This window comes from Pseudomonas sp. O39, from assembly GCF_045447295.1.
Classification (GTDB): Bacteria; Pseudomonadota; Gammaproteobacteria; order Pseudomonadales; family Pseudomonadaceae; genus Aquipseudomonas; species Aquipseudomonas antarctica_A.
In genome coordinates, this window is record NZ_JBJGXV010000004.1 from 289,371 (window position 1) to 303,141 (window position 13,771).

At 60.7% G+C, this 13,771-nt stretch carries 14 protein-coding genes; 7 read left to right on the plus strand and 7 right to left on the minus strand.

Annotation, left to right across the window (positions count from 1 at the left end):
• Window positions 1-149 precede the first annotated feature (149 nt).
• Complete coding sequence (locus tag ACI77D_RS08260; protein WP_064455024.1) at window positions 150-785, plus strand: DedA family protein; 636 nt, start codon at window positions 150-152, stop codon at window positions 783-785.
• Here the strand turns inward: ACI77D_RS08260 and ACI77D_RS08265 are convergent.
• Entirely contained in the window at window positions 766-2,001 is a 1,236-nt protein-coding gene (locus ACI77D_RS08265; RefSeq protein ID WP_064454668.1) for a sterol desaturase family protein, read from the minus strand. The two genes, ACI77D_RS08260 and ACI77D_RS08265, sit on opposite strands and share 20 nt — an antisense overlap.
• A gap of 116 nt (window positions 2,002-2,117) precedes the next feature.
• Between ACI77D_RS08265 and elbB the strand changes: the two genes are divergently transcribed.
• A complete protein-coding gene (gene elbB / locus ACI77D_RS08270; protein WP_064454669.1) occupies window positions 2,118-2,783 on the plus strand; it encodes an isoprenoid biosynthesis glyoxalase ElbB in 666 nt (221 codons plus the stop codon).
• A gap of 74 nt (window positions 2,784-2,857) precedes the next feature.
• On the opposite strand, the gene ACI77D_RS08275 is transcribed toward elbB, so the two are convergent.
• Together ACI77D_RS08275 and ACI77D_RS08280 are read right to left on the minus strand one after the other, a co-directional pair.
• A complete protein-coding gene (locus ACI77D_RS08275; protein WP_221295882.1) occupies window positions 2,858-3,313 on the minus strand; it encodes a YaiI/YqxD family protein in 456 nt (151 codons plus the stop codon).
• Window positions 3,314-3,315: 2 nt separating this feature from the next.
• On the minus strand, window positions 3,316-5,211 hold the full coding sequence (locus ACI77D_RS08280; RefSeq protein ID WP_221295883.1) for an FTR1 family protein: 1,896 nt from the start codon (window positions 5,209-5,211) through the stop codon (window positions 3,316-3,318).
• 258 nt (window positions 5,212-5,469) lie between these two features.
• Here ACI77D_RS08280 and ACI77D_RS08285 point away from each other — a divergent pair, with 258 nt between their 5' ends.
• Genes ACI77D_RS08285 through ACI77D_RS08300 form a run of 4 tightly spaced genes read left to right on the plus strand, consistent with a single transcriptional unit; the run spans window position 5,470 to window position 8,628 of the window.
• Window positions 5,470-6,864 carry a COG3014 family protein gene (locus ACI77D_RS08285; protein WP_262666537.1) on the plus strand — a complete coding sequence of 465 codons (1,395 nt, stop codon included), beginning with the start codon at window positions 5,470-5,472 and terminating at the stop codon, window positions 6,862-6,864.
• Window positions 6,865-6,874: 10 nt separating this feature from the next.
• Entirely contained in the window at window positions 6,875-7,246 is a 372-nt protein-coding gene (locus ACI77D_RS08290; protein WP_003214024.1) for a YcfL family protein, read from the plus strand.
• A 50-nt stretch (window positions 7,247-7,296) separates the two neighbouring features.
• A complete protein-coding gene (gene lpoB, locus ACI77D_RS08295) occupies window positions 7,297-7,884 on the plus strand; it encodes a penicillin-binding protein activator LpoB (protein ID WP_064454673.1) in 588 nt (195 codons plus the stop codon).
• A gap of 3 nt (window positions 7,885-7,887) precedes the next feature.
• Complete coding sequence (locus ACI77D_RS08300; RefSeq protein WP_053258607.1) at window positions 7,888-8,628, plus strand: hypothetical protein; 741 nt, start codon at window positions 7,888-7,890, stop codon at window positions 8,626-8,628.
• Between the two features lie 141 nt (window positions 8,629-8,769).
• Here ACI77D_RS08300 and ACI77D_RS08305 read toward each other — a convergent pair whose 3' ends face one another.
• The 3 genes from ACI77D_RS08305 to ACI77D_RS08315 form a co-directional block, all read right to left on the minus strand.
• Complete coding sequence (locus ACI77D_RS08305; RefSeq protein WP_407016371.1) at window positions 8,770-9,402, minus strand: LysE family transporter; 633 nt, start codon at window positions 9,400-9,402, stop codon at window positions 8,770-8,772.
• Window positions 9,403-9,490: 88 nt separating this feature from the next.
• Window positions 9,491-10,063 (minus strand): mechanosensitive ion channel family protein, encoded by a 573-nt coding sequence (locus tag ACI77D_RS08310; RefSeq protein WP_064454675.1) that lies wholly within the window; start codon window positions 10,061-10,063, stop codon window positions 9,491-9,493.
• Entirely contained in the window at window positions 10,063-11,973 is a 1,911-nt protein-coding gene (locus tag ACI77D_RS08315; protein WP_064454676.1) for an ATP-binding cassette domain-containing protein, read from the minus strand. Before ACI77D_RS08315 ends, ACI77D_RS08310 begins: the two co-directional genes overlap by 1 nt.
• 50 nt (window positions 11,974-12,023) lie before the next feature.
• Here ACI77D_RS08315 and ACI77D_RS08320 point away from each other — a divergent pair, with 50 nt between their 5' ends.
• Complete coding sequence (locus ACI77D_RS08320) at window positions 12,024-12,485, plus strand: TIGR02444 family protein (RefSeq protein ID WP_407016372.1); 462 nt, start codon at window positions 12,024-12,026, stop codon at window positions 12,483-12,485.
• On the opposite strand, the gene ACI77D_RS08325 is transcribed toward ACI77D_RS08320, so the two are convergent.
• A complete protein-coding gene (locus ACI77D_RS08325; protein ID WP_407016373.1) occupies window positions 12,482-13,636 on the minus strand; it encodes an AlgP family protein in 1,155 nt (384 codons plus the stop codon). The genes ACI77D_RS08320 and ACI77D_RS08325 overlap by 4 nt on opposite strands.
• Window positions 13,637-13,771 lie beyond the last annotated feature (135 nt).

Consider the following 13,771-nt stretch of genomic DNA (forward strand, 5'->3'; position numbering starts at 1 on the left):
CGAAGGAATGACAGTTGTGCTTATCGATGCGACCTGCAGTCGCATTCGTCGTTTATGTAGGAATTTTTCACTTCGTGACACATCTCGATACTTTCATGAATGTTCACGAAGGCGTAGGCTGCGCGTTCATTTCGCCAGCACCCCAGACCATGCTTCAACAATTTCTGCATGACTTCGGCTACTTTGCTCTCTTCCTGGGCACGTTCTTCGAAGGCGAGACCATTTTGGTTCTCGCAGGCTTCCTGGCGTTCCGTGGATACATGGATATCAACCTGGTGGTGGTCGTTGCCTTCTTTGGCAGCTACGCCGGCGACCAGCTGTGGTACTTCCTGGGGCGCAAGCACGGCCGCAAACTGTTGGCGCGCAAGCCGCGCTGGCAATTGATGGGCGACAAGGCCCTGGAACATATCCGTAAGCATCCGGACATCTGGGTGCTGAGCTTCCGGTTTGTCTACGGCTTGCGCACCGTGATGCCCGTGGCGATTGGTTTGTCAGGCTACCCGCCGGTGCGCTACCTGATTCTTAACGGGATTGGCGCTGCAGTCTGGGCGGCAGCCTTGGGCGCTGCGGCTTACCACTTCGGCGCGGTGCTGGAAGGCATGCTCGGCAGCGTCAAGAAATACGAGCTGTGGGTGCTGGGCGCCTTGGTGCTGTTGGGCTTTGGCCTGTGGTTGCGCCGCCGCTTCAAGAACGCCCGCATTGCCCGCCAGGCCTGCGAGGATGCAAAGGCCCGGCTCGCCGCCGAGCCGGCCCCCGTCGAAACGCCTAAGACACCCACCGAGTAAGCCGGCTTCTGCAACAGTAGAGGCCGATCACGCTGAGCAAGCTGTAACTCACCAAACCCAGCCAGCCCAAACTGCTGGCCGGCCATAACCCGACCAGCGGCGCCAGCCACACCAGTGGCACATTCAGCCCCAGGCGTACCAGCTCGGCTTTCAGCGCCCACGGGCGATTCTCCAGGGCTACGCCCAACGTAAATAACCCCACCGCCACCGCACTCCAGCCCAGGATCAGCGCCGCCGTGGGCAGCCCCTCGCCGAAGTTCATCAAATAGCTGCCGAAGCCCACATACGCGGCAAATTGCAGCGCGATATAGACCTGCTGGCGCGCATCCAACGGCACTTCAAATTTGCGGAACTGGCTCAAATCGGGTTTGGCCATCGGGTATTTGGCCTTCACGTCCGCCGGGCGCCAGCCAGTGCGCATGAACCAGATGCGCAGCTTGTCCCACCATTTTTCGGTACGTCGTGCATCACTCCACAGCTGCGCATAAAACTGCAGGTTGGCCCATAGCGGGTTCCAGCTGGCCAAGGGCGTGGTCACGCCAAAAATCACCGGCTCGTTGTCGTCTTCTTCCTGGAAGCTGCCGAACAGCCGATCCCAAATAATGAACACCCCGCCGTAGTTGCGATCCATGTAGAGAGCATTCTGTGCATGGTGGGCCCGATGATTGGACGGTGTCACAAAGAACCACTCGAACCAGCCGAGCTTGGGCACATGCCGGGTGTGCACCCAGAATTGATACAGAAGATTGAGCGAGGCCACGCTGATAAACACCACCAGCGGCACGCCCAGCACGGCCAACGGCAAGTAAAAGATCCAGCTCAACAGAAAGCCGGTGCTGGTCTGGCGCAGGGCGGTGGTGAGGTTGTAGTCCTCGCTCTGGTGATGCACCGAGTGCGCGGCCCACAGGATGTTGCGCTCATGCCCGCAGCGATGCAGCCAGTAGTAGCAGAAGTCATAAAACACAAAGGCGAACACCCAGGTCCAGACACTCTGGGCCGACAGTTCGATCAGTGCCAAATGCTTGAGCGCGAACGCGTAGGTCAGCAACCCCACGCCCTTGGTCAACAGCCCCGTAGTCGTGGACAGCACACCGGTGCTGAGGCTGTTGATGGCATCCGCCACCCGATAGTTGCGCTCGCCGCGCCAGTGGTCGGCCAGCAGCTCAACCACGATCAAGGCAATGAAAAACGGTACCGCGTAAGGCACGAAGTCCATGGGCTAGTCCGGTCTATTTTTGTTACATCAAGATTAGGTGTAGCAACGCCAGATCCCATTGGCAACAGGTGACAAATTAGTAGACATTTAACGCCACGAAATAGGGAGAAATACTCATGAGCAAAAAGATTGCAGTGATCCTTTCCGGCTGTGGCGTGTACGACGGCGCAGAGATCCACGAAAGCGTCATCACTTTGCTGCGCCTGGACCAGCGTGGTGCTCAGGTCCAATGTTTTGCACCCGATATCGCGCAACATCACGTGATCAACCACCTCACCGGCGAAGAGATGCCCGAATCGCGCAATGTGCTGGTGGAGTCGGCGCGTATCGCCCGGGGTGAGGTGAAGGACATCCGTGAGGCCAACGCCGAAGACTTCGACGCACTGATCGTGCCCGGCGGTTTTGGCGCGGCGAAGAACCTCTCGACCTTTGCCGTGGAAGGCGCCGGTTGCAGCATCAACCCGCAGGTTCTGGCGCTGGCCGAAGCCTTTGCCGAAGCGGGCAAACCGGTCGGGCTGATCTGCATCTCGCCGGCCCTGGCCGCGAAGATCTATGGCCCCGGCGTCACCTGCACCATCGGCAACGATGCCGCCACCGCCGCCGCCCTCGATAAAATGGGTGCCACCCACCGCGAGTGCGCGGTGGAGGATATTGTCGAGGACAAGGCGCGCAAGCTGGTGAGCACCCCTGCCTACATGCTCGGCAAAAGCATCAGTGAGGTGGCGTCGGGCATCAACAAACTCGTGGATCGCGTGCTGGAATTGACCCACGAGAACGATTGAACAGACAGTCGAACACTTAACGGTGGCGAGCGGGCTTGCCCCGCTCGCCACAAAAAGCCTTGCTTACAACCAGGTCAGGACGGGCGCATCAACTTGGTCAGTATCCTGTCCAGCGCGTTGGCGAACGCCTGCTTGTCCTTTTCCCCATGGGGCGGTGGGCCGCCGCCCATTTGGCCTTGTTCGCGCAGATCAGTGAACAGGTTGCGCACCGCCAGCCGTTCACTCATGTTCGCCGGGCTGAATTCCTTGCCCCGTGGGTCGAGGGCGGTGACACCCTTCTTCACCAAACGGTCGGCCAAGGGCACATCGCTGCAGATCACCAGCTCGCCGGGCACCGCGTGCTCCACCAGGTAGTCATCCGCCGCATCCGGGCCGCTGGGTACTACGATCAGCTTCACACAGGCAAAGCTCGGCTTGATCTGGCTCTGCCCCGCGACCAGCACCACGTCGAATTGGCGCTTGAGGGCGAACTTCACCACTTGGTCCTTGGCCGCGCGCGGACAGGCGTCCGCATCAATCCAGACGCGCACGATCAGGCCACCACACGCTGTTTTTCGGCCAGACGGCTGCGGCCGTAAAGCACCACAATCGCCAGGATCGCCAAAGCCTGCGCACTCAACGAGTACGCATCGGCATGGATGCCCAACCAGTCGAAGTCAAAAAACGCCACCGGCCGCGTACCGAAGATGCCCGCTTCCTGCAACGCCTTCACGCCATGCCCGGCGAACACCACCGACAGCGCACACAGCAACGCCGCGTTGATGCCGAAGAACAGCGCCAACGGCAGCTTCGCCGAACCCCGCAGGATCACCCACGCCAAACCCACCAACAGCACCAGCGCCGTAGCACCACCCGCCAGCACTGCGTTGTGCCCGGCCGGGCCGGCTTGCAGCCACAGGGTTTCGTAGAACAGGATCACTTCGAACAGCTCACGGTACACCGAGAAAAACGCCAGCAGCGCAAAACCAAAGCGCCCTCCGCCGCCGACCAGGCTGCTCTTGATGTAATCCTGCCAGGCTGCTGCATGACGCCGATCATGCATCCACACGCCAAGCCACAGCACCATCACACTGGCGAACAGCGCCGTGCAACCTTCCAGCAATTCGCGCTGGGCACCGCTGACGTCAATCACATACGCCGCCAACGCCCACGTCGCCAGACCGGCCAGTAGCGCCAGGCCCCAGCCGACGTTCACACTGCGCACCGCCGATTGCTGGCCGGTGTTACGCAGGAACGCCAGGATCGCCGCCAGCACCAGGATGGCTTCCAGGCCTTCACGCAACAGAATCAACAGCCCGGAGATATAGCTCAACGACCAGCTCAAGCCATCGCTGCCCAACAAACCGGCGGACTCGGTGAGCTTGCCTTTGGCAACGTCCAGACGCTGCTGCACTTGCTCGATCGGCAGGCCGTCCTGCAATGACTGCCGGTAGGCCATCAGGGCTTTCTCGGTGTCCTTGCGCACGTTGGCGTCAACGTTATCCAGAGAGCTTTCCACCAGCTCGAAGCCCTCAAGGTAAGCGGCTACCGACAGGTCATAAGCCTGCTCGTGCTCACCGCTACGGAATGCGGCGAGACTCTTGTCCAGGGTGGCGGCGGTGTAGTCGAGCAACTGCGCCGGGCCACGCTTGACCTGTGGCGGTTGTGCGCGCTGGGCACGGAAGGTCGCGGCGGCGCCTGGACCGTTTGCGGCCAGCACTTCATTAGGCGTCTGGCGTGCCAGGTCGGCGAGGTTGAAGGGCTGTTCACTTTTTGCCGCAGCCGGGTCCGCTGTGAAGCCGGCGATGTAAGTGGCCAGGTCCCAGCGCTGACGGTCATCCAGTTGATCGGCGAAGGACGGCATGTCAGTGCCTTCAACGCCCAGGCCGAGGGTGTTGTAGATCGCATAGAGGCTCAGGCGGTCCAGACGCACGGCATCTCGCAGGTTGGCAGGTGGCGGCGTCATCCCCGTACTGGCCGGACCATCACCCGCGCCGGCAGTGCCGTGGCAAACCGAGCAATGCTGGGCGTAGAGCGGTGCGCCACGTGCGGGGTCGGGCGTGATGACCGGCGCCTGGCTGACTTCATAGGCCACCGCCAACTTGGCACCCAACTGCCGGGCCAGGCGAGCGACAGCCGCGCCGTCCTGGTGGGCGGTCACAGCCGCTAACAATTCGTCGACGCCCTTGACCAACTCCGCGCGCTCCGGCCTTTCCGGCAGCTCAGTCACCAGGCCCTGCAACACGCCGAGAAACTCCAGTTGTTCGCGATATTCAGATTCATCGATAACCTTGCCCGCCTCCACCGTCGGTGGGTAGTCAGCGCCAATGTAATCCAGCAAATGCAGGGCTTGTGGGGCGCCCTCGGCAGTCGCGGCCAGCAGATTGAAGCTGCACGACATCAGGGCCGGCAGCACCAGCCAGGCGAGAAAACGGAAGGGGGCAATCATGAATGAATCTCAAAGGTAAATACGAAGTAACACATTGTTTAACTTTAAAGGCTCTGACTCAAGGCGTTCGTGATCTGGCGCTTGGAATACCACTAACGGATTGATGGCACTCACCGCATTAAGGCGTAACAAAAAGCCATTGTTTTGCCAGTAATGGCGCCTATAATGCCGCGCCCTGTTATTTCTAAAGGGTATTTATTTCCTCGTTTTTATGAGGAATTTGCACACCTGCTTATCACTTTCAAGGAAGAAGTTTGCATGGCATTTCGCGCCTTGACCCCGCTCACGCTTGCGGCGGTTACCTTGCTTTCCGGTTGTTCGATGTTTCGCAGCTACGACACTGAGCTGCAAGCCACTAACCAGCAGTTGGCCACCGGTAACGTCGATGGCGCCCTGACCCTGCTGGAAAAGAACAACACCGGCGAAGACAAGGACCTGCTCTACTTCTTCGAAAAGGGTGAGCTGTTGCGCGCCAAAGGTGACCTCACCGGCAGCCAGACCGCCTGGCGCAGTGCCGACCTGCAGGTCTACAAGTGGGAAGAGTCGGTCAAGTTCGACAGCGAAAAGTACCTCGCCCAGTTCGGCAGTTTCCTGGTCAACGACAAGGTGCGCCGCTACGAAGGCTACGACTACGAAAAGGTCATGCTGACCACTCAAATGGCCCTGAACCTGCTGGCCGTGAATGACTTCGACGGCGCCCGCACCGAAATCAAGAAGACCCACGAGCGCGAAGCCGTTATCGCCGACCTGCGCGACAAGGAATACCTCAAGCGCGAAAACGAGGCCGAGCGCCAGGGCGTAACCACTCAGATCAAAGACCTGCGTGGCTACCCGATTGAAGCACTGGATGCGCCGGATGTGGTCGGCCTGAAGAACAGCTACCAGAGTGCGTTCAGCCATTACCTGGCAGGCTTTGTCTACGAAGCCCTGGGAGAGAAAGACCTGGCCGCACCGGGTTATCGCAAGGCTGCCGAGTTGCGCCCCAACACGCCGCTGCTGGAGCAAGCGCTGATGGACCTGGACAAATCAAGGGTCGGCGCCGACGAGACCGACGTGCTGATCGTGGTGCAGAGTGGCCTGGCACCGGCGCGTGACTCGATCCGCCTACCGCTGCCGATCCCGATCGACGGCCACCTGGTCATCACCCCACTGTCATTCCCGGTGATCAAGGCAGACACCTCGACCGCGACCTTCAGCCAGATCGGCGTCGACGGCAAGCAGCAGAACCTCACGGCACTCAATAGCACCACCGCCATGTCCCGCCGCGCCCTGCGTGACGACATGCCTGGGATCATCCTGCGCACCACCGTGCGTGCAGTCAGCCGTGGCGTGACGCAAAACAACCTGAACAAGACCAACCCCATGGCAGGCCTGGTGCTGGGCATCGCCTCGGCGGTGACCGAAGGTGCTGACACCCGCACCTGGCGCACCCTGCCGGACATGACCCAAGTGACGCGCCTGCGCCTCAAGCATGGCGAACACCAAGTCAGCCTGCCCAACGCCTTGGGCGGGACGCTGGTGACGGTCAAGGCCGACCAGCGCTATCAAGTGATCACTCTGCGTGTGGTCGGCAACCAGGTTTTCGCCGGTGGCCTTGCCGCGCATGTGGTGCCAGGCACTTCCGCTCAGGCCATCGCCCTCAAACAACCTTAAGGAGCACGTTATGCGTCATTTCATCCTCGGCGCCCTCGCGCTGATCCTGCTCGCCGGCTGCGCCACCCCACCGCCACCGGAACCCGGCAGCGCCGCCAGCAAAATCGTGGTGATGGGTAAATTCAAAGGCATCGCCGTCGGTGCCATTCGCGTTGCCCGCGAAAACGGCTTCCTCACGGCCAAAGTGCAGCTGAGCAACATCACCAGCAGCAACCAGATGATGTATTACCGCTTCGCCTGGCTGGGCGCCGACGGTTTCCCTGTGGGCGATGAAGAAACCTGGAAAGTGCTGAACCTGTACGCCAACCAGGCGACCTTCCTGCCCGCCATTGCCAATTTGCCCCAGGCCGCGGACTTCCGTCTTGAAGTGAAGACGCCTTGAGTCGCGCCCCTGCTCTTCAACTAAAAAGCCTGTTTCAGAGAGACTTCCCCATGTTCGTACGCTTCTCGTTCCTCGCCGTGGTCGCCCTGCTGGCCAGCGGTTGCTCCAACACCTCGCCGGTACTCGGCGGCAAGAACATCAGCTACGGCGACACCAAGGCCGTGGAGTTGGTGACCAACGAGTTCGGTTCCACCGACCTGCAGATGATCGCTGAAAGCATGACCCGCTCTCTGGCGCAGTCCGGCATTCTGCAAGGCCGTCCGGTGGTGCAGGTGTATGACGTGAAGAACAAGACCAGCGAGTACATCGATACCCGCGAGATCACCACGTCGATCAAGACCCAGTTGATGAAAACCGGCACCGCGCGCTTCGCCAGCGACAACACTGAAATGCAAAGCCAGGTCGACCAGCTCAAGCTGCAGAACCAGAGCGGCCTGTACAAAAAATCCACGGTGAGCAAGACCGGCAACATGGTTGCCGCCAAGTACCGCCTGGAAGGCTCCATCAGTTCCATCGTCAAGCGCAGCTCGGACTACAAGGACGTGTTCTACAAATTCAGCCTGCAGCTGATCGACGTCGAGAGCGGCCTGGCCGAATGGATGGACGAGAAAGAAATCCGCAAAACCACGGAGCGCTAAGCAATGCGTGCATGGATCGGCATGATCGGCCTGCTGTGCGCCTTTGGCGCCTCGGCCGCCCCTAAGATCGCGGTAACCGACCTGGCCTACGAGGCGCGGGTCGAGGAGTACATCCACGCGGTGTCGGCCAGCAATAACTTCCAGGCCAGCGCGTATCAGGCCAGCGGTGCGTCGAACTACAGTGAGTACGAGAGCCGTACCAGCTACATCGAACAGACCGAGCTGCGTAAATTCAGCGGTGACATCAAGGGCGAAATCCTCAAGTCGCACCAGTTCCAACTGGTACAGGGAACGCCCTACACCGCCGACGCCAAGGGCGACGTCTATGACGTGATCAAGCGCATCAAGGCCGGTAACTTCAAGGGTGCTGACTACGTGCTGTTCGGCACACTGTCGGACATCGACTTCACCCAGGACATCAATGCCCTGGACCACACCAACAGCTATTCGGCGGTGCTGGGCCTGACGTTGGTGGCCGACTTCAGCCTGATCAACACCCGCACCTTCGAGATCACCTCGGCATTTACCGCCATGGGTGAAGGCCAGGACACCAAGCTGGTGAACAGCCGCGATGTGCGCGTCAGCCTGAACCGGCCACGTGTGGTGAAGGAAGTCTCGAAAGCCTTGGGTGAGGATGTAGCCAGGCAGTTGGCGGAACAGTTGGGCGGCGGGTATCAAGACCCGGGCAAGCCTGCGTTGCGCAATAACCTGCCAAGGGATGAAGCGCCAAAGATTCTGCGCTGAGCCCCCACTTCAAAGCCAGCACATAACCAATGTGGGAGCGGGCTTGCTCGCGAATACAGTGAATCAGCCACTCTTTCTGTTGACTGACATAGCGCATTCGCGGGCAAGCCCGCTCCCACAGTTTTAATCCCGTTTGTTCAGTTACGCCGTTGCGCGATGCAAGCTGGCCAAGAACCCTGCAGCCCCCACGAATAACCCGGCAAACGTGCGGTTCATGCGCTTTTGCTGCTTGGGCGTGCGCAACACACGCAAGACTTTCGACGCCAACCCCGTATAACCCGCCATCACAATCATATCGACGCTGATCATGGTCGCGCCCAGGATCAGGTACTGGATCAGCAAAGGCGCCTGCGGGTTCACGAACTGCGGCAGCACCGCCAGCATGAACACCAGAGCCTTGGGATTGCTGGCGTTGACCAGGAACCCACGGAACATCATCGCCATCGGCTTACCGATCGGGCGTATCGCCGCGTCCTCGCTCATGTCCATGGGCAGGGCACGCCATTGCTTGATGGCCAGGTACACCAGGTACGCCACACCAAACCATTTGATCGCATAGAACGCAGTGGAAGACGCCGCAAGAATGGCACCCAGCCCGCCCGCCACCACGGCAATCTGCATCGCCAGGCCCAGTTGCAGGCCAATGGCATTCCAGTAACCGCGCAGGAAACCGTATTGCAAGCCGCTGGACATCGACGCGATTGCGCCGGCACCGGGGGAAAGGGAGATGATCCAACTGGCCAGGAAAAAGGCCAGCCATGTGTCGAGTGCCATTACACACCTCAGAAGGGAGTTTGCCGTCAGGCCTTAAGCTAACTCCGCCGACCGAAGGCTGGCTATAGATTTTTAAAAGATCTGAGCGCTAGCGGTCGCCCGGGAACACGTGAGTGCCGGGCCAACGCCGCACGGAGCGCTGGAAGAACAAGCTGTTAGGCACTTGTACCATCGCGCTGTCGGTACCGGCATCTTCCACTTCGATCAACGTGGTGTAGAGCAGGTTGATCGCCACTACCCGACCCTTCACGCCCGGCTTATCGACAGTGTCCACCAACTCGACGATATCACCGAGGCGGAACGGCCCGACGGTGAAAATCAATATAGCGCACAGCAGGTTGGACAGTACCGACCACATGGCGAAGAACGCCACAGCGGCAACCGCGACAAACCCTGAGAGTGCCGTCCACAACACCGTGGCGGACACGCCCAGACGGCCCAGCACGAAAATCAACGCACTGCCCATGATCAGCCAGCGCAGGCCGCCGCGCAGAGGCATCAGCAGTTGCGGTGGGAACGGGTAGCGCTCACCCAGACGGGTGAGACCTTTGGCAACAAAACGCTGGGTGAGATAACCAGCCAGCAGAATCAGCAGGATTTGCACGCCGATCCAGGCCGGCTCCACCCATTGCGTCGGTAACGGCAGTTGCAGCGCCTCCATCAGGACAGCGCCTCCAGCTCCGCTTGCAAGCTTTCCAGCAGCTCGAGGGCTTCCATCCAGGTTTCCTCCAACTGCCCTTCACGCACCTTGAGCTTGGCCTGTTCGGCCAGCAGGTCGCGCAGCTCGTCCTTGCGCGCCGCCTCGTAGACGGCGCTGTCGCCCAGGCTGGTTTCGATCTTGGCCAGGCGCTCATGCACCTTGCCCAGCTCGGCTTCCAGCTTGTCGGCTTCACGCTTGTGCGGCGCCAACTGCTGACGCAGTGCGGCGGCGGCCTGACGCTGGGCTTTTTTGTCGGTTTTGTCCGGGTTGACCGGCGTGTTGCTGACCGGCGAGTTACGCAGACGGTAATCCGTCAGCCAGCGTGCGTAATCATCCAGGTCACCGTCGAACTCTTCGACTTTGCCGTCAGCCACCAGCAGGAAGTTGTCGGTGGTGCTCTTGAGCAAGTGGCGATCGTGAGACACCACCAGTACCGCGCCACTGAACTCCTGCAGGGCCATGGTCAACGCCAGTCGCATTTCCAGGTCCAGGTGGTTGGTGGGTTCGTCGAGCAACAGCAGGTTCGGTCGGTCCCAGGCGATCAATGCCAGGGCCAGACGCGCCTTTTCGCCACCGGAGAAATTCAATACCGGCTCATCGATGCGCGCGCCACGGAAGTCGAAGCCACCGAGGAAGTCGCGCAGGGTTTGCTCACGCTCGGTCGGCGCCAGACGCTGCAGGTGCAGCAACGGGCTGGCCTTGGAATCGAGGGAGTCCAGTTGATGCTGAGCAAAATAGCCCACCACCAGGTTCTCGCCACGGGTCAGGCGGCCGGCCAGCGGTTGCAGTTCACCCGACAGGTTCTTGATCAGTGTCGACTTGCCGGCGCCATTAGGGCCGAGCAAACCGATACGTGCGCCCGGCGTGAGCTGCAGCTTGACCTTCTCCAGAATGGTTTTGTCGCCATAACCCAGGCGCGCATCCGAAAGGTCCAGCAACGGGCTGGAGATCTTCACCGACTCACGAAATACGAAGTCGAACGGCGAATCGACGTGGGCCGCCGACAGTTCCTCCATTCGCTCCAGGGCCTTGATCCGGCTCTGGGCCTGACGGGCCTTGGTGGCCTGGGCCTTGAACCGGGCGATGTAGCTTTCCATGTGCGCGCGTTGCGCCTGCTGCTTCTCGAAAGCCTGCTGCTGCTGGGCCAGACGCTCGGCACGCGCGCGTTCGAACGCGGTGTAGCCGCCACGATAGAGGGTGATTTTCTTCTGTTCGACGTGGGCGATGTTGTCGACCACGGCATCGAGGAAATCCCGGTCGTGGGAAATCAGCAGCAAAGTACCTGGGTAGCTCTTGAGGAAATCTTCCAGCCACAGGATCGCATCGAGGTCCAAGTGGTTGGTCGGTTCGTCGAGCAGTAACAAATCCGACGGGCACATCAGCGCCTGAGCCAGGTTCAGGCGCATGCGCCAACCACCGGAGAAGTCGGCGACCGGGCGGTCCATCTGCTCATTGGTAAAGCCAAGACCGGCAAGCATCTTGCGGGCGCGGGCGTCGGCGGTATAGCCATCGGCACTGTCGAGTTCCGAGTGCAGGCGGGCCTGAGCCGCGCCGTCCTGGGTTTTCTCGGCCTCGGCCAGGTCGTGTTGCACCTGGCGCAGGCGCAGGTCGCCATCGAGCACGTAGTCGATCGCAATGCGGTCCAGGGTGTCGATCTCCTGGCGCATATGGGCGATGCGCCAGTCGGCCGGCAGCAAGCAGTCCCCGGAATCCGGGGTCAGCTCACCCAGCAACAGGGCGAACAACGTGGATTTGCCGGCACCGTTGGCACCGATCAGGCCGGCTTTGTGACCGGCGTGCAGGGTCAGCTCGGCGTCTTCGAGAAGACGTTGCGGGCCACGCTGTAATGTTAGGCTTTGAAGTCGGATCATAATGGCGGCGGAGTCTACCAGCTTCGTCGCTCGCTGGCTTGGGTGTGAATATGTGCGCTGACCTGTGGAGCTTTGCCCTCTCGACTTACGCCCGGCCGGGCGTTGAAGCCGCTTGCCTGCGCTTGCAGGATCAAGGCGCGGATGTGTGCCTGTTGCTCTGCGCCGCCTGGCTGGAGCGGCGCGGCGTGGCGCTTGAGCCCGAGCGTATTCAGGCGCTGCAGCAGGTTGCCCTGCCGTGGCAGAAAAATGTGGTCGAACCGTTGCGACAGATGCGCGCGCAATGGCGAGCCATGGCGCAACAGGATTTACCTTTGGCGGCGTTACGCGAGCGGGTCAAAGCCCTGGAGCTGGAAGCCGAACGGGAGTTGTTGGCACGCCTGGAAGTGTTGACGCAGGCATGGCCGACTGAAGAAGGGGATCAACTGGGGTGGCTTGAAGGTCTGGCGGCCGGAACCGCCAACCTTGACCGCGACGCGCTGCAGCAACTGCGCGTCGCGGCCACCGGCGCTTAGGAAGCGCTGGTTGGGGTGGTGCTTGGCGCTACCGGTGCAGAAGTGCTGCTGGCCGATGCCGTTGGAGCGGCGGACGCTGCCGGCGTAGCAGACGAAGCTGCCGGGGTAGCAGGCTTGGCCAGTGCTGGTTTCGCAGCAGCAGGTTTGGCGGCTGGCTTGGCGGCTGGTTTTGCAGCCGTGGTTTTAGCTACTGGCTTGGCAGCTGGTTTCGCAGCAGCCGGTTTGGCAGCTGGCTTGGCGGCTGGTTTCGCAGCAGCGGTTTTAACAGCTGGCTTGGCGGCTGGTTTCGCAGCAGCGGTTTTAGCAGCTGGTTTGGCGGCTGGTTTCGCAGCAGCAGTTTTAGCAGCTGGCTTGGCGGCTGGTTTTGCAGCAGCGGTTTTAGCAGCTGGCTTGGCGGCCGGTTTTGCAGCAGCGGTTTTAGCAGCTGGCTTGGCGGCTGGTTTCGCAGCAGCGGTTTTAGCAGCTGGCTTGGCGGCCGGTTTCGCAGCCGCGGTTTTAGCAGCTGGCTTGGCGGCCGGTTTCGCAGCCGCGGTTTTAGCAGCTGGCTTGGCGGCCGGTTTCGCAGCAGCGGTTTTAGCCGCTGGCTTGGCGGCTGGTTTTGCAGCAGCGGTTTTAGCCGCTGGCTTGGCGGCCGGTTTCGCAGCAGCGGTTTTAGCCGCTGGCTTGGCGGCTGGTTTCGCAGCAGCGGTTTTAGCCGCTGGCTTGGCCGCTGTCTTAGCCGAAGCCTTCGACGCAACAGCTTTTGCGGGTGTACGAGCGCCCAGCACTTTTGCCACAGCTTCTTTCACACGACCAACGCCCTGGGCCAGTTTCAGGCTTTCCTGAGCATCGCGTTTGAGTTGAGAAATGTAGGTGCGGGTTTCAGCTTGGCGATCCTTGAGGGCGTCCAGCAAGTCCTCAAGTTCTTTAACAGCGTCTTTGGCTTTGGCTTGTGCCTTGGCCTTGCCGGCAGTAGCGGCGTCTTGCAGTTTGGTGCGGGACTTGTGCAGCTTCTCTTGCGCTTTACCGCGTTGTTTTTCCAGTTTGGCGAGCAGTTTTTCTGCATCAGCCAAGGCTTGGGAACACGCGCTTTCCAGATGTTCGAGCAGGCTGCCCGAAAGTTGTTGGAGTAAGTGCAACGGGGTATTTACAGGCTTCTGTTTGGCCGACATGGTTTACCTCCTGGCTGACGTGGGTGCGGCTCATACTAGCCCTCTGCTCTTACCGCCGCTAGGGCATGTTGACAGTATCGTTTGCCTTGCGTTGCACGGTGAGAAAATTCTTATCGATATAACAAAAAACCACGG

Bases quoted from the DNA above. Each gene is read 5' to 3' on its own strand.
- ACI77D_RS08260 (WP_064455024.1), top strand. From the start codon at position 150: ATGCTTCAACAATTTCTGCATGACTTCGGCTACTTTGCTCTCTTCCTG.
- ACI77D_RS08265 (WP_064454668.1), bottom strand. From the start codon at position 2,001: ATGGACTTCGTGCCTTACGCGGTACCGTTTTTCATTGCCTTGATCGTG.
- elbB (WP_064454669.1), top strand. From the start codon at position 2,118: ATGAGCAAAAAGATTGCAGTGATCCTTTCCGGCTGTGGCGTGTACGAC.
- ACI77D_RS08280 (WP_221295883.1), bottom strand. From the start codon at position 5,211: ATGATTGCCCCCTTCCGTTTTCTCGCCTGGCTGGTGCTGCCGGCCCTG.
- ACI77D_RS08285 (WP_262666537.1), top strand. From the start codon at position 5,470: ATGGCATTTCGCGCCTTGACCCCGCTCACGCTTGCGGCGGTTACCTTG.
- ACI77D_RS08290 (WP_003214024.1), top strand. From the start codon at position 6,875: ATGCGTCATTTCATCCTCGGCGCCCTCGCGCTGATCCTGCTCGCCGGC.
- lpoB (WP_064454673.1), top strand. From the start codon at position 7,297: ATGTTCGTACGCTTCTCGTTCCTCGCCGTGGTCGCCCTGCTGGCCAGC.
- ACI77D_RS08300 (WP_053258607.1), top strand. From the start codon at position 7,888: ATGCGTGCATGGATCGGCATGATCGGCCTGCTGTGCGCCTTTGGCGCC.
- ACI77D_RS08305 (WP_407016371.1), bottom strand. From the start codon at position 9,402: ATGGCACTCGACACATGGCTGGCCTTTTTCCTGGCCAGTTGGATCATC.
- ACI77D_RS08310 (WP_064454675.1), bottom strand. From the start codon at position 10,063: ATGGAGGCGCTGCAACTGCCGTTACCGACGCAATGGGTGGAGCCGGCC.
- ACI77D_RS08315 (WP_064454676.1), bottom strand. From the start codon at position 11,973: ATGATCCGACTTCAAAGCCTAACATTACAGCGTGGCCCGCAACGTCTT.
- ACI77D_RS08320 (WP_407016372.1), top strand. From the start codon at position 12,024: ATGTGCGCTGACCTGTGGAGCTTTGCCCTCTCGACTTACGCCCGGCCG.
- ACI77D_RS08325 (WP_407016373.1), bottom strand. From the start codon at position 13,636: ATGTCGGCCAAACAGAAGCCTGTAAATACCCCGTTGCACTTACTCCAA.